Source organism: Croceibacterium atlanticum (assembly GCF_001008165.2).
Classification (GTDB): domain Bacteria; phylum Pseudomonadota; class Alphaproteobacteria; order Sphingomonadales; family Sphingomonadaceae; genus Croceibacterium_C; species Croceibacterium_C atlanticum.
The window spans coordinates 3,278,147-3,295,315 of sequence record NZ_CP011452.2; the positions used below are offsets into that span (position 1 = coordinate 3,278,147).

The window sequence follows — 17,169 nt, forward strand, 5'->3', positions numbered from 1 at the left end:
CGTGTCGAATTGCTTCAGCACTCGCGAAATGCCTCGTCGAGAATGCGGCGCCACTGGCTGGGGCCGTCCTCTATTCCGCCGTCGGGCGTTTCGATCCGCAAGGCGCCGCGTTCGATTGCCGGGTCCGCTTCCACGGTCAGCCCGGAGGGCAGGCGATCGGCAACAAGAGCGAGATCTTCAGGATTGAGCAGCACGCGCTTTTCATCCTGGGAACGCTGCAACATTGAGACGGCGCGTTCAATGCGGCGGGTGAGCCCTTCCTCATCCACGGCCAGCGGGGCGATTGCCTCGTTGCACAGGGCCAGCACTGTCTGGCGGAATTTCTCGCGCAGTTCGGCGGCCGTTTCTTCGTCCAGCCGGGTGAAGGCGAGTTCGATCTTGCGCAAGGCCGTTTCACTGGCCGCTTGCTGCCGGGCGATTTCTGCCCGTGTATCGTCCATTCCCTGGGCATAGCCGCGTTCAAAGGCTTCGCCCACGGGATCGGCGGGGCAGGGCGGTGGAGGGCTGCCCGCAAAGCCGGCAAAGCGCGGATCCTGGGTGAAGCTGCGCGGTTTGAACATGTCCTGCAAGGCTGGCCTAGACATATTCGTCTTCCCCGGAATCGCCGAACACCAGCAATCCTTCGGCGGCCAGCTTTTTCGCCACGATCAGGATCTTCTGCTGCGCAGCTTCCACGTCGGCGCGCTTGATCCGCCCGCGCGATTCGATCTCGTCGCGCAGGCCATCGGCTGCACGGCTGGACATGGCGCGGAAGAAATGATCGCGTTCGTCGTCCGGAATGCCCTTCAACGCGTCGATCAGCAATTCGCCATCCACTTCGCGCAGCAACTGCCCCATCATCTGGGCATCGAGGACATAGAGATGTTCGAACTTGAACATTTCCTGCTCGAGCTGTTTCGCAAGCTGCTTGTCCAGCTTGCCAAGCGCCGGCATGATCCGCTTTTCCAGCACCCGGCCCGAATTGTTGATGATTTCCGCTGCGCCGCGCACGCCGCCCATTTTCAGGGAAGACTTGCCATGGGCGCGGGAAATCTTGGTGGAAAGGGTCTGTTCGAGTATTTCTATCGCGTCGGGCGATACGGGGCCGAGCTTGGCGATACGGTGGACCACCGGTGTGTGCAGATGTTCCGGCAATCCGGCCAGCACCTTTGCCGCCACGACCGGGTCCAGTTGCACCAGCAATACCGCGATGGCCTGCGGCGGTTCGTCGGACACCAGCGGGATCAGGACTTCCGGTTCCAGCCAGCGCGCAAGGTCGAGTGCCGGCGTCTTGGCCGACTGTTCCTCGGGCGCGAGGCTGCGCATGATATTTTCCGCCTTCAGATCGCCGACCGCGCCGACCATCATCCGGCGGACACTGTCGAGCCGGCCATGGGCCGAAATGCCCGACTGGTTGGCGGAACTGGCGAAATTGGATATCGCATCGGCAATGGTTGCCGGGCTGATTTCGCCCAGCTCGCACATTTTGGCGCCAAGCACGCGAAGCTCTTCGGGTGAGAGGCGGCCGAGCAGCCTGGCTGCATCCTCTTCGCCCAGCAGCATGACCATCACCGCGGCGCGATCGGCGCCGCTGGGGGTGGTGGCAGGGGACATGTCGCTCATCGGGCAGTCTCCGCCTTGTCCGGTTCACCCAGCATACGGCGCAAGGCTTCCAGCGCGTCATCCGGCTTTTCGCGCACGATGCGCTGGGCCAGTTCGATCTGCGAGGTCAGTTGTTCATTGCCGCCGCCCTGTGGCGGTGCGGCCGGGTTTCCGCCCTGCGGCGGGGCCTGCTGGCCGACGAGATTGACCACGCCGGCGCCAGACGGGGCTTCGCCTTCTTCCGATGCTTTCTGCTTGCCGCGGGTCAGGGACTTTACCACGGGCCGGACTACCAGAAGCAGGACCAGCAATACCGAAATCAGCGCCACCACATTGCGCAGAACAGTGGCGAACCATGCCGTTTCCCAGAAGGGCAGGGGTTCAACCTCCATCTTCTGGAACGGGCGAACCATGACGGCAACATTATCGCCGCGCGCTTCATTTGCGCCAACCGCGGCAGAGACGAGTTCCTTGATCTTCTCCAGCTCTTCCGGCTTCGCTCCCTTCATCGCCTCTTCATTGAGAGCGACGGCAACGGACAGCCTTTTGAGCGTGCCGGGCGCGGTATTCGATACGGCGACTTCCCGGCCCAGCTCGTAAGTGCGGCTGGAACTGGTATTGTCGTTGCGCGGGCCGGCAGCACCGGCGCCGGCTGCGCGGCCGGGATTGGGCGCGCCTTCTTCCACCTGGGCATCGCTTGGCGGGGTGTTGGACATGACGCCGGGAACACCGGCGGCACCGGGTCCGCTGCTGCTGCTGGTTTCCTGCACCGTTTCGCGGCGCACGGCGCCATCCTTGTCATAGCTTTCCCGGGCCGAGGTAACCTCGTCCATGTCCAGCTCTGCCTGGATCTCGGTCGAGAAATTCTCCGCGCCGATCATCGGGGCCAGCAATTGTTCCACCTGAAGGCGCAGCTTTTCTTCCATCCGCGCCTGCAGTTCCAGCCGGTCGGAATTCTTGCTGTCGATCTGGGACAGCAGGCGGCCATGCTGGTCCACGATCCGCACGGCCTCGGCCGCAAGACCGGGCACGGAACCCGCAACCAGATTGGCGATCGCCATCACCTGGGAATCCGACAATTGGCGCCCGCGCGCCATGCGCACCATGACAGAGGCGCTGGGCGGGATATTGTCACGCACGAAGACGGAGCGATCGGCCTGGGCCAGATGCACGCGCACCGCTTCCACCCCGTCAATTTCGGAAATGGTCAGCGTCAGTTCGCGTTCGTTTGCGGCGCGCAGACGGTCGCCTTCAAGCGTGCGACTGGCACCCATCGGCAGGGAATCGAGCAGTTCGGCGCCGCTTTCCGGTGTCGCCAATGCGCCGTCGGAGGCGACCAGCATACGCGCGCGATAGAGATCGCCTTCATCCACCGTGACCACGCCCGTGCCGGAATCGATCTGGTAGTTGACCGAACCCTTTTCGAGCGCGGCGACCACTTCGGCGCGTTCATTGTCGCTGAGAGAGGAATAGAGCACGCGCTGGGGCGCCGGGGCCATCGTCGCCCAGGTCAGGGCCAGCAGGCCGATACCGGCCAGGCCGGCAAACCATGGCAAAGCGCGGCGAATGGCGGGCTGGGCCGTAAACGCCTTGAGGCGGTTCGGCATCGAACCGCCCGCCGGATTGCTCAGGGGCTGGAGAATGGACCCTTGCTGGGCCGCGGGAACGAGATCGCTCATCTATCAGACCCCAATTCGCATGATTTCCTGATAGGCGGAGAGCAGTTTGTTCCTGACCTGCAAGGTCGCTTCGAAAGCAACCCCCGCCTCCTGACGCGCCAGCATGACCTTGGCGATGTCGGTTACTTCCCCGCGTTCATAGGCTTCGGTCAGCTCGCCCGCCTTGGACTGGCTCGCGCTGACGCCATCCAGTGCGGTTTTCAGCGTGTCCGCAAAACCGCCTCCGGCGCTCTTTTCCGGTTCGGCGGGCGCGCCCGCTTTTGCCTCGTGCAATTCCTGCAGCAGCTTCGACTTGTCGAGCAGCTGCTGGCGCATCTCCATGATCTGCTGGACAGATCCGGCGCCACCGGCGCCTCCACCGATCGGGTTCATCGTGCACCTCCGATCGCCAGCCCGGCTTCACGGAAGGATGCCAGGCGATAGCGCAGGGTCCGTTCGCTGATGCCCAGCTTGCGTGCCGCTTCGTTCCGGCGGCCGCCACAGGCGTCGAGCGTTTCCATTATCGCGCGCGCTTCGGAAAGCTGGACGATCTTGGACAATTTCTGGCCCGACTTGGCCGGCACTTCCTGCGCAGCGGGCTGCGCTTCCGCCATCGGCCTTTCCACCAGTCGCGCGGGCTGATCGAAAATGATGTGTTCAGCTTCGATCACGGGTTGGCCCATGGCCAGCACCAGGGCGCGGCGCATGACATTTTCCAGTTCGCGGACATTGCCGGCCCAGCCATGTGCCTTGAGCATTTCCAGCGCTTCATCGCTGATCCACGGCTTGGGCTGGCCTTCCGGCGTGTGGCGCATCACCATCATGAAGGCGAGCGGGGCGATATCGGCCGGGCGTTCGCGCAGGGCGGCCAGCGACATCGGGAAAACATTGAGGCGATAGAAAAGGTCGGCACGGAACCGGCCTTCTTCCACTTCAAGCGGCAGATCGCGGTTGGCGCAGGCGATGATGCGCACATCGACCTTGATCGGCGTGGTCGAACCGATCGGCACGACTTCGCCTTCCTGCAAGGCGCGGAGCAGCTTGGCCTGAAGCGCCAGAGGCATCTCGGCGATTTCGTCAAGCAGCAGAGTGCCGCCATCGGCCGCACGGAAGAAGCCTTCGCCCGCCGAATTGGCGCCGGTGAAGGCACCCTTCTGGTGGCCGAACAGCATTGCTTCCAGCATGGTTTCGGGGATTGCGGCGCAGTTTACGGCCACAAAGGGTTTATGGGCGCGCGGGCTGCGATTGTGGATGAAGCTGGCCAGCACTTCCTTGCCGGTGCCGGTCGGGCCGTTGATCAGGACCGGGATCTCCGCCGTGGCGATCCGGTCGGCCAGGGCCAGGACCGAAAGCGATGCCGGATCGGCCGCGACCGGGGCTCGGCGTCCGCACAGCATGGCGATCAGGGCCGCGAAACTCGCTTCGCTGGCCGGATCGGAATAGGTCAGCGCGCCGTTATTGCCGCTGCGTTCGAAAGCCGCCGTATCGCCGCGTGTCACCGCAATCCGGTTTGCGTGGCTGCCCTGGCCATTTTCCTGGCCATCCGTCAGCAGGACATGGCGATCCGGAAAAAGCGACGGGGCAACCCCCGCCAATTTTCCCGCAAGCGCAGCATGCGCGCGATCGAACGTGCCAGAAATTTCTACCGAACCCATGAAGCGCCCCCCGGCGTGTTAACTCAATCTCTTCGTGAACCCTGATGCGCGCGGGACGGACAAAAGAAGGTTAATTTTAGAGATTGAGGGGCCCCTTAAGGGAAAACACGTATAACTACGTAGGCCCGCATCAATCGCACATCAGGGTCCGAAAATTCCCGCTTAAACTTTCGCCGGAACTGCCGGTCTAGGTTCCAGCTGCCCGATCGCAACGGATCAATGCCCGGCAGCGATCGAAGGACTATCAGGGAGTTTTACAATGTCTGTCATCAACACCAATACCAGCGCGATGCGGGCGTCGAACGCTTCCGCCCTTGCGAACAAGAACCTGGGCACGGCGATGGAACGTCTCTCCACGGGCAAGCGCATCAACAGCGCGAAGGATGACGCCGCCGGTCTGGCGATCGTCAACACCATGACTTCGCAGATCCGCGGTATGAGCCAGGGTGTTCGCAACGCGAATGACGGCATTTCCATGGCCCAGACGGCCGAAGGCGCGCTGAACGAAGTCACCAACATGATGCAGCGTATCCGCGAACTGGCCGTGCAGGCCACCAGCGGCACCTATGACGCAGGCGACAAGACGAACCTGCAGTCGGAAGTGACGCAGCTGACTTCGGAAATCACCAACATCCTGTCCAACACCGAATTCAACGGCGTCAAGCTGTTCGACGGCACCGCCGGCAGCGGCGGCACGGTGACGATCCAGTCCGGCGCCAACGCTTCGGACACTGTCTCGCTCACCTTCGGCAATCTGGCGGCCGATGCTGCCGTGACGGCTGTCACCAGTGTCGATCTGACCTCCGCCACGAACGCGGTTCTGGCCACCGTTGACACGGGCATCGAAAAGATCAGCACCACCCGCGCCACGCTGGGTGCCGCTCAGAGCCGCCTTGAATCGGCGGTGACCAGCCTGACCAACAACATCACCAATCTGTCGGACGCCCGTTCGCGGATCGAAGATGCGGATTACTCGGTGGAAACCACGGCTCTCGCCAAGGCGCAGATCCTCAGCCAGGCTTCGACCGCAATGCTTTCGCAGGCAAACCAGAGCCAGCAGAACGTTCTCTCCCTGCTGCGCTAATAAAACAGACCCACAATCTCTTCAAAATCTCAAAGCCCCGCGCTCCTGGAGCGCGGGGCCTTTTTTGTATGCGTGTCGGAAGGTTTGATCCCGTGGGTGCCGGCGGCCGAAGAGACAGGGGCGCCCGGCGTTTGCCGGGGCTTGTTCAGCCCGCGATGCGTTCCGCTTCGCGGTCCTGCCATTCGATAACGGCAAGGTAATTGGTCAGCCGGTTAAGCTCCAGCTTCGCCAGCAATTCGTTCTGGTGATAGGGGAGTAATTGCCCGGCCACATCCTCCGCCCATTCGGCGCTGCCGTCAAAAACAACCCCGAGGCCGAACACGGCCGGGATATGGGCGAAGACCAGGGGGCGATCGTCGCTATCGGCCTGGGCCAGAAAGTCTTCCACCGCGGTCAGCACGCCATTGCGCGGGCCACCTTCTTCCAGCGCCCAGGCAAAATGACCCATGCCGCGCATCCCGCGATTGGGGCGGGGATCGCCGCTGTCGATCGTCACGCCGACATCGTAACTATAGGCATGGCGATGCTGTTCCGGGATCCGCTCCGGCGCATAGTAGAAATCGCGCCGGGCGCACGGCCAGCTGATATCGTGCAGAAAGGCCAGCAACGGTTTGCCGTCCCGCTGGCAGATGGCGTCGATCTGGCACAGTTCGTTGAAGACCGTGTAATAATTGTGATCGCCGTCGATCACCCAGGCATCAGCTGCGGACAGGCGCGGCAGCGCTTCCAGGCTGGGCTGGGCGAAATGACGGACATTGTCGCTGGACGCGGCCCATTCCAGGAACTCCGCCTTGGGTTCCGGGTCAATGCTGGTCAGCGTGCCGCCGGCCGATGCGCAATGTTCCGCCAGAAGGGTGGACATGCCGCCGAATTCGGCGCCGATTTCCACGATATCCTTGACGCCGGCCCGATCGAGGCAGGGCCGGATAAGCGGCGCAAATTCGGCCATGGAATGAATAAGCAGATCGGCCATCAATTGATCTCCGTGGCGGCAAGGGGCTGTCCGGATTCGACATCGGCGGTGTTTGCAGGGCTTGTCGCAGCTTTGCGGATCACGGTCGGCCGGAACACGCAGGCCAGCAGCAATTGCTGCCCGTCCGGATTATGAGGGGGGGAAACCATCATGAATCCGGCCTCGTTTTGGCAATGCATGAGCCGGCCGGCGGCTTTTTCGATACCGTCCAGCACAGGTTCCGCCGGTTGTTCATTGCGCGGATCATCCGGTGTCAGCGAAAGGAATTCCTCGACCGGGTGGAAGCTGAGGCTGTCCAGCTCAAAATATTCGAATAGGGCGCCGAATTGCAGTGCCACGGAATACTGGCTCGCGCCGACCGGGATCGCCGCCATGAAGAAGCCGTCATGCGTGTTGGTGGCGGTGACCAGTTGCGGCACGGCCTCCTTGCTGTCGGCAAAAATTACCGGAAGTTCGATCGTGGCATCGGCCATGTCGCCGAAGGTAAGCGGCAGGCCGAAACGGCGCTGTGTCAGCAGGCTGAGACGTGTCGCCATGCCCTGACCCTGGATTTCGGCCGGAAGATACATCCGTTCCGATCCGTTCATGTAGAACAGCCCGCGCTTGCGCAGGCCGCGATGGGCGATCGTCTTGTCGAACAGGCCCGTGGTACGCGCCGTGCCAAGATTCACGTCATGTTCGAATTGTTCTATCACATTCAATTCCTCGGCCGTGGGCAGGAACATCATCCGGGCCAGCACATTGGCCGCGCCGCGGCGCCAGTTTTCCAGATCCAGTTCCGCCGAGTTGCGGATGGTCGCTGTCTCTTCAAAAGCCTGGAACTTCAGGCAGCCTGCCTGGATCGCGTCACGCGTGGCGCTTTGTGTTTCCTTGATTTCGTTGCCTTGCCGGACCGGCGTGCCATCCTCTTCATAATCGATGGTCGATCCGGTGGCGCGGGTGGATAGCTGCTCCAGCACGGCGACATTGGCGCAGAGCGATTCCAGCGTGAATGCGTCGTAATGATCGGCGCCGATAAAGCCCTTCTTGTCGAGGCCCGGACGGTCATTTTCGCGCAGCAACAGGAAACGCCCCGCGATTTTCACGCTAAGTCTTTCGGCCAGCAATCCATCGATACGGTTCTGGACCGTGCCGTTATAGCCCAGATCGACAAGCATCAGCGTGTCGCCAGTCTTTGGCCGCACTGAATTGGCGATATGGGCAATCAACCGCTCCGCCATTTCGCGCGATGCGCGAATGATGGATTTCTTGCGCTGCCCGGTGCGCAATTCGCGCAGCAGGGCCTGGCTGGCCTGCGCCGGGGGAAGATCGGCGCAAATCGTGCGGATCTGTTCCTCGTCGATCAGCAATTGCCGGGCGAGAATAAAGGGATCGAGATTGGCGTTCTGTTCGATGAAACGCTGCAGGGCCTTTTCCGTCGTCAGCGACGCAGCGACGGCGGTATAACGGCTGATTTCCAGCGCATGGGCATTTTCGTCTTTCCCGAACAGGGAATGCACCATCATCGGCAGATGGCCGTCGCGCATCAGGAAACACCAGTGCACATTGCCGCCATTGGCGCTTTCCAGCGCTTTCGCCTCGGACTTCAGCCACCGTTCGAAACCGCAAAATACCGGGCCGAGCAGGGTCATGCCCAGCCGTTCCGCCGGGCTTTCGGCCAGGGGTTCGGCAATGGAAAGGGCCGCGCGATGGGGCAGGGTAGCCGCCACTTTCTCCGCCCTGTGCGGATGGATCATGCGGTCGATCGCCGCTTCCAGGCGCAATCTCTGTTCGGTCGAATTCGCGAACTGGGCCAGATGGGCGGTGTTCACGCCAAAGGGTTTGACCCCGTCGATATCGGCGCTGCGATTGTCGCCCACATGCAGGATCGCATTGCCCGGCAATTTCAGCTTGCGCAGCACATCGTGATAAACGCCGCCGGACTTGGACTTGCCGAATGCGCATGAACAGAAGACGTGATCTATCAGATCGGCCACGTCCTGCCCCGCCGCCTTCGCGATCAGGCTGAGCAACTGATCTGAATCGAGATAGGTGTCGCTGACCACGGCGATTTTCAGGCCGCGCTGCTTTGCCGCGACCATCAATTGCACCACCGGCGCAAAGCCGAAGCAATGGCGTGCTTCTGCCGCTATTTCCTCTTCGATGGCGGCTTCGCGCTCCTGCCGATCCGCATTTGGCAGGAGTTGATCATAGATATCGGCAATCGTCACTTCACTGCCGCGGCCGTTCAGTTGTGCCGCGCGCCGGGCGCGCGATTCCGCGCTGCTGCGCTGGATGATGCTGATCCCCGGCAGGCCGTGAAAGATATCGCGCGGGCTGTGGGTGTCGCGCCACAGCAAAGTGTCGAAACAGTCGAGCGAGAGGCACTGGATGCCGGGATGGCTGCCAAGCAACTGGTCGAACTGATGCGGCGAAAGGGAAACGGTCAAGGCGAGCTCCTGTCGCTTCGGGAGCATAGCCTGTTGCCGGCGCCATGCCGGTATCGCCCCCCTGTCTGAACAGAGGGCTTAAACAGCCATGGTTAACAGGCGGTAACCGACCTTAACACCGGATTGGCGCGTTCCTTAAGGGCTAATGGCTCAGCAGGATCGAAATCCGTCGGTTGCGTGGATCCTGGGGGTTGTCCTTGATCAGCAATTCGCGGTCCGCAACACCTTCGATCCGCAGGAAGCGGCTTTCGCCAATGCCGCTGCGCATCAAGGCCTGTCTCGTTGCTTCGGCGCGTCCGGCGGAAAGCGACCAGTTATTGGCCTTGATCCCGCTCTTCCAGGGCAGGGCATCGGTATGGCCACGAACGGTCAGCTTGCCCTGTTCTTCGGCTACGGCCCGGGAAATCACCTTCAGCAATTGCGAGGCATCCTGCGTCAGCACCGTGGTGCCGAGAGAGAACATGGAGAAATCGGCATCGTCCACCAGGTCGATGCGAACGCCTTCGGTCGTGTCGACCATGCGCACCTGCTGGACCAGGCGGCGCATGCGCTTGCTTTCATTAAGTTCCTGCTCGACCCGGCGGCGCATCCGGCTGACCGCGTCGGCGCCTTCCTTGGGGCCGCCGGTCGCCCCGCGGGGAATCGTAAGCGATTTCGTGCCGGTCTGGCCGGCGCGATTGGGATAATTGTCGACATCGGTGATCGATGAACCGCCAAGCAGGCCATTGGCGCCGGCGCTTTCCTGGCGCGTCTTGACCAGGGTGGGCGTGAAATAGTCGGCCAGGCCCTTGCGCTGGTCCTCCGTCGTGGCGCCGAGCAGCCAGAGCAGCAGGAAGAAGGCCATCATGGCCGTCACGAAGTCGGCATAGGCGACCTTCCAGGCACCGCCATGATGACCACCGCCTTCGACGACGGTGACCTTCTTGACGATGATGGGCGGCGGCGGTTCGTTCTTTCCGCGTTGCGATGCCATCTCAGCGGCTCCGCAGGCTGTCTAGCAGTTCCGACAGGCCCGGGCGGAAGGCGTGGCCGAGGCCCGAACGCGCGCTTTCCACCACCAGCGGCTGCGGATAGCCGTTCAGCGATGCGATGATCACCTGCTTTACCGCGTGGAAGATCTGTTCATCGGCTTCGAGCACCTGCTTCAGGCGCGATGCCAGCGGGCCGACAATGCCATAGGCCAGAAGCACGCCGAGAAAGGTGCCGACCAGCGCCGAACCGATCATGCCGCCCAGCACGGAAGGCGGTTCGTCGATGGAACCCATGGTCTTGACCACGCCGAGCACGGCGGCGACGATTCCCAGTGCGGGGAGGGCGTCTGCAAGGGACTGCAAGGCGTGCTGCGGCTCGTGCAATTCGTGGAAATGCGTCTTCATCGCATTGTCCATCACCTCTTCCACGGCATGCGTTTCCAGCGTGCCGGAAGAAACGACGATCAGCGTCAGCGTGTCGCAGATCAGCGCCACCAGCGGCTTGTTGGCCAGAACCCTTGGATATTCGGCGAAAAGCGGGGAATTTTCCGGTTCCTGCACATGGCTTTCCAGCGCGACCGGGCCTTCGCTGCGCAGCAGTTTCATCAGCTTCGTCGTCAGCGCGATTGCATCCATGTGATCCTGCTTGGTGTGGCGCGGGCCCTTGAAGACCTTGGCCAGCCCGCCGCCGATCGCCTTCAGTTCATGCAGCGAATTGCCGGCAACGGTCGCGCCCAGCGCGGCGCCGCCAATGATGAGCATTTCATGCGGGATCGCATGCATGACAGGTTCGAGCGCGCCGCCAGTAATGGCAAAGCCGCCGAAAACCATGACCAGCAGAATGACGATCCCGATTGCAGCATACATTTATTTTAGTCCTTCAGGTTCCGCTTGCGCAGGTCAGATCATGTTGAAGAGCGAGAGATTGGCGAGCCGGACGAAGCTGGCCTGGCTGGCTTCCAGCACGGTCAGCATTTCCTGGAGCCGGGCCGTGGTTTCGGCGATATCCGCCCCGCCGACCGTTGCCTTCTCATCCGCATTGAGTTCGGACGCTTCGATCCGGCGCGTATCCATCAGATCGACCCAGTTCATCCGCGCGCCGATCACGGTCTGGGCCGTGGTTACTTTCTGCAAACCGGCATCCAGACTGTCGAGCGCGGCATTGGCTGCGGATGTGCCGTCCTGGCTGCTGTCCTGCAGCACGGCGGCAAGATTGCCGAGCACGGCGAACAGGTCGGTCGTGCTGCCATTCACTTCGAATTCCAGCACTTCCGGCCCGGTTACGCCCGGTATCACGTCCTGCCCTTCGCCCAGATCGAGCGGCGTGGTCTGCGCCGTGCCGACATAGGCATAGCTGCCGCCCTGCAATTCGTAGGAATCGCCGCTTGTCTGCCCGCCGAACAGGGCATGGCCCGCGCTGTTTTCGCCGTTCATCACCAGCAGCAGGCTTTTCTGGAGATTTTCCAGTTCCATGCCGATCGTCGCCCGCTCGGTCTCGCCATAGATGCCATTGGCAGCCTGGATGGTCAGTTCCTTGGCGCGGGTGATGATCTCCGCCACGGAAGACAGGGCGCTGTCGGCCAGTTTGAGATCGGCGGCGGCGCGGTCGGAATTGGTCTTGTCGATATCGGACAAGGTCTGCGTGCGCGACAAAGTGCGCAGGCGCGCTGCCGCGACCGGATCGTCCGAAGACCGCGTAAGCCGATCGCCGGTGCTGATCTGTTCCTGCATCTTGTTGGCGCGCGAACGCAGATCGCCCATCTGGCGTGTGGCGCGTTCGAAATATGCCGAAGTGCTGAGATTGATCATCGTGGCATCATCCAATGGCGACGAGGGTGTCGAACAATTCCTTGGCCACCTGCATGGCGCGGCCCGAAGCCTGGAACGCCTGCTGGTAACGGATCAGGTTGGCGGCTTCCTTGTCGAGATCGACGCCGGCCTGTTCCTGCAGCGAGATCCGGGCCGAGGAAGCAATGGTTTCCAGCGCTTCATTGGTCAGTTCGCGGCTGGAAACCTTACTGGAAATCTCGAACAGCAGGGCGTTCATGTCATCCGCCGCTTCGCTGTTGTTCAGCGCCGAGCGCAGCGCGTCGAGATTGGAAGCATCGCGGCTGTTCGCGCCTGCGCCGGCCGGTGCGGTGGCCAGCCCGTCGGGATTGCTGAAGGCCAGCTGGATCCCGCCGGCGCCGCTGCCGGTCAGCAGGGGCTGGCCTGCCGAACCGTCCAGGGCGACGCCGCTGGCCTGCGAATTATTGACCGCGCTGATGACCGAATCCGCCACAGTGTCGAGCCGGCTGCGCAGGTCGGTGGCTTCTGCCAGGCCGAGCGCGTTACCCGCCAGCGATCCGCCGGAAGGCGTGAAGGCGGTGCCGCCAGCGGTAAAGGAAATCGTGCCGTCGGCCGCCGTAGCCATGGCTATAGAAGCGGCGTTTCCGGCGGATACCAGCGTCGGGCCGGATGCCCCAGCCGCCTGCACGGTGACCGTGCCATTGGTGCCGAAAGTGGTATTGATATTGGTTATGCCGCTGAGCTGTTCCAGCAGGCTGTCGCGCCGGTCCAGCAGGGATGCCTGGTCGCTGCTGCCATCGCCGGCGCGGCTCAGCTGCAAGTTCACCCGCGCCAGTTCGGTGGTGATGACATTGGCCTGATCGACACCGGCCTGGGCGTTGAATTGCATCCCGGACATGGCCGAGGTGATCGAACTGTCGGCGATCTCGAACTTGTTGGCCAGTGAATCCAGCGCGGCGATGACTGATGCCCGGAGCGACGGATCGACCGGATCGACGGAGAGTTCCTGCAGCGATCCTTCGAATTCGACGATGGCCTGATAGATGCCGACCTGGTCGACCGAAGCCTCCAGGTTCTGCAGCGCCGTCAGCTCCGCGTCAGACCGGGCGAGGTCGCTGACCGTGCGGCGGACTTCCGACTGACGGAACATGTCCGCATTGCGATTGATGCCGGTAACGCGCGAGCCTGACAGCGAAATATCGTGGACGCGGCGCATCCCGCCCGAGGCAGTGACTTCCTCGATCGTGACCGAACGGCGGACATAGCCATCGCTGGACGCATTGGCGATGTTCTGCGCTGTCACGTCCAGTGCGCCGCGCGCCGCGCGGGCGCCGCTGGCCGCAATCTGCAGGAGGTCCGATGCCATCGCCTAGTCCTCCGGCTGGATATATTGGGACAATTGCGCCTCGATGGAGGCGGCGAAGCCGATCATGCCGGTCTGCGAAGCGATATCGGCAAATTGCGCATCCTGCATTTCGCGGAAGGTCTGCTCCCCCTGTCCGCCGAAAAGCTCGTTTCCGCCAAAATCGGCCTTGCGGGCCGCGGCAAGCATCTGGCGCAGGAAAATCGCCTCGAACTGTTCCGCCACCTCGCCCAGCTTCTCGCGATCGCCGGGCTGGGTGGACTGGAACGCCGAAGAGGCATTGTGACTGGCAAGGGCAATCGGCTGGGTCATATCACCACCATCTCCGCCTTGAGCGAACCGGCCTGCTTCAGTGCCTCCAGGATCGCCACCAGGTCTGCGGGGGTTGCCCCGAGCAGGTTCAGCGCATCCACCACTTCGGCCAGCGAGGCGCCCGGATCGAACATGGCGACATGGCCGCCGCGCTGTTCGACATCGATCTGGCTGTCATCCTCCAGCGCAGTCTGGCCGCGGCTGAAGGGTTCGGGCTGGACCACGGTCGGATCCTCGTCGATGCGGACGACCAGGCTGCCATGGCTGATGGCTGCCGGGGCGAGGCGCACCGCGCTGGAGATGACCACCGTGCCCGTGCGGCTGTTGACCACGACGCGGGCGGCAGCCTCTGCGGGATCGACATCGATCATCTCGATCTGCGACATGATGCTGGCACGGATATCGGCACCCGCCGGCAGGTTGAGCGCCAGCGTCACCCCGTCTTCCACCAGGGCCATGCCCGGATATATGTTGTTGATCGCATCGCGCACGCGCGAGGCGGTGAGGAAATCCGCTTGATAAAGGTTCCAGCGCAGCACCGGGGTCTGTTCAAAGCCGGTGGCAACGCCGCGTTCCACGCTGGCGCCTTCGGGGATGCGGCCCACTGTCGGCACATTGACGGTCAGCTTGGATCCGTCCTGCCCCGAAACGCCAAGCCCGCCCACGGCAAGATTGCCCTGCGCCATGGCGTAGATCTGGCCGTCCGCGCCATAGAGCGGGGTCAGGACCAGCGCGCCGCCGCGCAGGCTCTTGGCCTTGCCGATGGCGGAAACGGTCACGTCGATCCGCTGGCCCGGCTTGGCGAAAGCGGGCAAATCGGCAGTGATCAGCACGGCCGCCGCATTCTTGAGCGCGGGATTCACGCCCGGCGGCAATTGCAGGCCGAACCGGCTGGAAACGCCGCGCATGGCCTGCGTGGCATAAGCGAAATTGTCGTCGCCCGATCCGTCCAGTCCGACCACGATGCCATAGCCCGTCAACTGGTTGGAACGGACCGCCTGGAACGTGCCGAGATCGCGCACGCGCTCGGCCGCGGCGGGGCTGGCAATGGCGGCGATAACGCCGGCGAGTGCGATGAGCAGCTTGCGTATCATGGCCGACCTCAGAACGGGCTGATCTTGTTGAAGAAGTTCAGCAGCCAGCCCTGACGGCTGGATTGCTGGACGGCGCCCTTGCCGGCATAGCGAAGCTGGGCGTCCGCGATCCGCTGCGAAGCGATCATGTTATCCGGCCCGATATCGGCGAGACGGATGATGCCCGAAAGCTGGATCCATTCATCGCCCTGGCTGAAATTCATGACTTTTTCGCCTCTGATCAGCGCGGTCCCGTTGGGCCGCACTTCCGCGATGGTCACGGTGATAGTGCCGGCCAGCGAACTGGATTGCGCCGCGTCGCCTCCTCCATTGAACGACGAAGATGCCGAAGAATTAAGCTTGCTGGGATCGAAAGACAGCGGGCCGGTGGTCGGCGGAGTCAGCGCAAAGCCGCCGTCGCGCGAATTGCTGGAACTGGCGGATTTGGATGTCGTGGTGCGTTCAATCAGCGCCACGGTCACCAGATCGCCCACCTGATGGGCGCGGGCGCCGGCATAATAAGGCGCGTAACCGCCTGCCGCCTGGAAGATGGCGCCATTGCCGGGGGCAGGTGCCGCCACCGGGGCAGGGGGCAGCGACGCGGTAAAGCCTGCGGGCCGTTCCGCACCGCAGGCGCCGAGCAGCGTGGTCGCTCCCAGCAGGGCGGCAATGCGGGTGAATTTGACGGTCATCATATTGGTCCTTGTCGCTTCGCCGGTCACGATATCGCGGCCGATCACAGCGTCTGGTTGGCGTTGCGCAGCATTTCGTCGACGGAAGAGACCATCTTGGAATTGATCTCGTAGGCGCGCTGGCATTCGATCATGTCGACCAGCTCCTCCACGATATTGACGTTGGAGGCTTCGAGCATGCCCTGGCGGATGCCGCCGCGGCCGTTTTCTCCGCCCGGACCGAGCTGGGCGACGCCGCTGGCGCCGGTTTCGACCAGGAAGTTGTCACCAATGGCGCGCAGGCCGGCCGGGTTGGAAAAGCTCGCGATTTGCAGCTGGCCCAGTTCGGCGGATTCGCTCTCTCCCGGAAGCTGGGCCGAAACGATGCCGTCCGGGGAAACGGAAATGGCGCTGGCGCCTTCGGGGATGGTGATCGCGGGCTGCACGACATAGCCCTGCTGCGTCACCACCTGCCCTTCGGCCGAAACGGTGAAATTGCCGGCGCGGGTATAGCCAAGCTGGCCGCCGGGCAGTTCCACCTGGAAATAGCCATCGCCATCGAGCGCGAGATCTAGCGCATTGCCCGTTGTGTTGAGCGCACCCTGCGTCACGATCTGGCTGGTCGACTGAATGGCGACACCGGTGCCGAGATTGAGGCCGGTTGCATAAGCGGTTTCACCGGAACTGCGCTGGCCGGCAATCCGGGCATCCTGATAGGCGAGTGTCGCGAAATTGGCGCGATCGCGCTTGAAGGCGGTGGTGCCGACATTGGCCAGGTTGTTGGCCACGACGCGCATCCGCGCATCCTGTGCTTCCAACCCCGTGCGGGCGACCTGGAGTGCTGAAACAGGCATGGGTTCAATCCTTTCGTCAGGTCATTCGCATCAGCTGCGAACCGCTTTCGTCCACTTCACTGGCGGTCGCGATGAGCTTGCTGCGCATGGCAAAGAGGCGCTGCGCGTCGATCATTTCGACCAGCACCTCGGTTGGTTTCACATTCGATTGTTCGAGCGATCCGGTGGTGACGCTCGCTTCTTCGTCGCGCGGCAGAACGCCGCCGCCCTCGACACGGAACAGGCCGTCCAGCCCTTTCAGAACCGGGCTGCCCTGCCAGCCGGCCAGCTTGATCCGGCCGACATCCTGGGCAGGGGCGTTGGGCGCGGCGGGATCGGTCACGGAAACCGTGCCGTCCGGCGCGATGCTGGCCTTGCCGCCCAGCGGGATGGTGATGGGACCGGCATCGCCCATGACGGGCTGACCCTCTCCGGTGACCAGCAGGCCGGTGGGCGAAATCGACAGGTCGCCGCGGCGCGTATATGCCTCCGACCCGTCGTCCGCCTGCACGGCCAGCATAGCCTGTCCGTTGATGGCGATATCCAGCGGCTGTCCGGTTTCGATCACGTCCCCGGTATCCATGCGGGCGCCGCGCACTTCGGCGTGCTGCATCGCCCGCACTTCCAGGCTGTCGCCTTTCACGGTCATCGGCCGCTGGTCCAGCAGCTCGGCCTTGAAGCCGAGAGTCTGGGCATTCGCCATATTGCTGGCGATCACCCGCTGCTGCTGCATCGAGGACTGCATCCCCGATAAAGCGGTATAGATCAGCCGGTCCAT

The 17,169-nt window shown here is 63.0% G+C and carries 17 protein-coding genes; 1 reads left to right on the plus strand and 16 read right to left on the minus strand.

The window, feature by feature from the left end:
• Positions 1-14: 14 nt before the first annotated feature.
• The 5 genes from WYH_RS15505 to WYH_RS15525 are packed head-to-tail and all read right to left on the minus strand — an operon-like array spanning position 15 to position 4,894.
• Positions 15-584, minus strand: a complete 570-nt coding sequence (locus WYH_RS15505; RefSeq protein ID WP_046904548.1) for a FliH/SctL family protein — start codon at positions 582-584, stop codon at positions 15-17.
• Positions 577-1,602: a flagellar motor switch protein FliG gene (gene fliG / locus WYH_RS15510; protein WP_046904549.1), complete on the minus strand. Its 1,026-nt coding sequence runs from the start codon at positions 1,600-1,602 to the stop codon at positions 577-579. The genes WYH_RS15505 and fliG overlap by 8 nt, the downstream gene beginning before the upstream one ends.
• Positions 1,599-3,260, minus strand: a complete 1,662-nt coding sequence (gene fliF, locus WYH_RS15515) for a flagellar basal-body MS-ring/collar protein FliF (protein ID WP_046904550.1) — start codon at positions 3,258-3,260, stop codon at positions 1,599-1,601. The genes fliG and fliF overlap by 4 nt, the downstream gene beginning before the upstream one ends.
• Before the next feature lie 3 nt (positions 3,261-3,263).
• A complete protein-coding gene (gene fliE, locus WYH_RS15520) occupies positions 3,264-3,632 on the minus strand; it encodes a flagellar hook-basal body complex protein FliE (RefSeq protein WP_046904551.1) in 369 nt (122 codons plus the stop codon).
• Complete coding sequence (locus WYH_RS15525) at positions 3,629-4,894, minus strand: sigma-54 interaction domain-containing protein (RefSeq protein WP_046904552.1); 1,266 nt, start codon at positions 4,892-4,894, stop codon at positions 3,629-3,631. Before WYH_RS15525 ends, fliE begins: the two co-directional genes overlap by 4 nt.
• Before the next feature lie 259 nt (positions 4,895-5,153).
• Between WYH_RS15525 and WYH_RS15530 the strand changes: the two genes are divergently transcribed.
• Complete coding sequence (locus WYH_RS15530) at positions 5,154-5,978, plus strand: flagellin N-terminal helical domain-containing protein (protein ID WP_046904553.1); 825 nt, start codon at positions 5,154-5,156, stop codon at positions 5,976-5,978.
• A 145-nt stretch (positions 5,979-6,123) separates the two neighbouring features.
• Here WYH_RS15530 and WYH_RS15535 read toward each other — a convergent pair whose 3' ends face one another.
• The 11 genes from WYH_RS15535 to WYH_RS15585 all read right to left on the minus strand — a co-directional run bounded on the left by WYH_RS15535 (position 6,124) and on the right by WYH_RS15585 (position 17,169).
• Complete coding sequence (locus tag WYH_RS15535; RefSeq protein ID WP_046904554.1) at positions 6,124-6,951, minus strand: class I SAM-dependent methyltransferase; 828 nt, start codon at positions 6,949-6,951, stop codon at positions 6,124-6,126.
• On the minus strand, positions 6,951-9,380 hold the full coding sequence (locus WYH_RS15540) for an HAD family hydrolase (RefSeq protein ID WP_053833704.1): 2,430 nt from the start codon (positions 9,378-9,380) through the stop codon (positions 6,951-6,953). The genes WYH_RS15535 and WYH_RS15540 overlap by 1 nt, the downstream gene beginning before the upstream one ends.
• Before the next feature lie 142 nt (positions 9,381-9,522).
• Positions 9,523-10,353, minus strand: coding sequence for a flagellar motor protein MotB (locus WYH_RS15545; protein ID WP_046904556.1), 831 nt, complete (start codon positions 10,351-10,353; stop codon positions 9,523-9,525).
• Between the two features lies 1 nt (position 10,354).
• Entirely contained in the window at positions 10,355-11,218 is an 864-nt protein-coding gene (gene motA / locus WYH_RS15550; protein ID WP_046904557.1) for a flagellar motor stator protein MotA, read from the minus strand.
• Positions 11,219-11,251: 33 nt separating this feature from the next.
• Complete coding sequence (locus WYH_RS15555; protein WP_046905267.1) at positions 11,252-12,160, minus strand: flagellin N-terminal helical domain-containing protein; 909 nt, start codon at positions 12,158-12,160, stop codon at positions 11,252-11,254.
• 7 nt (positions 12,161-12,167) lie between these two features.
• Positions 12,168-13,505, minus strand: coding sequence for a flagellar hook-associated protein FlgK (gene flgK, locus WYH_RS15560; protein ID WP_046904558.1), 1,338 nt, complete (start codon positions 13,503-13,505; stop codon positions 12,168-12,170).
• A gap of 3 nt (positions 13,506-13,508) precedes the next feature.
• Positions 13,509-13,814, minus strand: coding sequence for a rod-binding protein (locus WYH_RS15565; protein ID WP_046904559.1), 306 nt, complete (start codon positions 13,812-13,814; stop codon positions 13,509-13,511).
• On the minus strand, positions 13,811-14,908 hold the full coding sequence (locus tag WYH_RS15570) for a flagellar basal body P-ring protein FlgI (RefSeq protein ID WP_046904560.1): 1,098 nt from the start codon (positions 14,906-14,908) through the stop codon (positions 13,811-13,813). Before WYH_RS15570 ends, WYH_RS15565 begins: the two co-directional genes overlap by 4 nt.
• Before the next feature lie 8 nt (positions 14,909-14,916).
• Entirely contained in the window at positions 14,917-15,627 is a 711-nt protein-coding gene (locus WYH_RS15575) for a flagellar basal body L-ring protein FlgH (protein WP_244877938.1), read from the minus strand.
• A complete protein-coding gene (gene flgG / locus WYH_RS15580; RefSeq protein ID WP_046904561.1) occupies positions 15,624-16,412 on the minus strand; it encodes a flagellar basal-body rod protein FlgG in 789 nt (262 codons plus the stop codon). The genes WYH_RS15575 and flgG overlap by 4 nt, the downstream gene beginning before the upstream one ends.
• Before the next feature lie 16 nt (positions 16,413-16,428).
• Positions 16,429-17,169, minus strand: coding sequence for a flagellar basal body rod protein FlgF (locus WYH_RS15585; protein WP_046904562.1), 741 nt, complete (start codon positions 17,167-17,169; stop codon positions 16,429-16,431).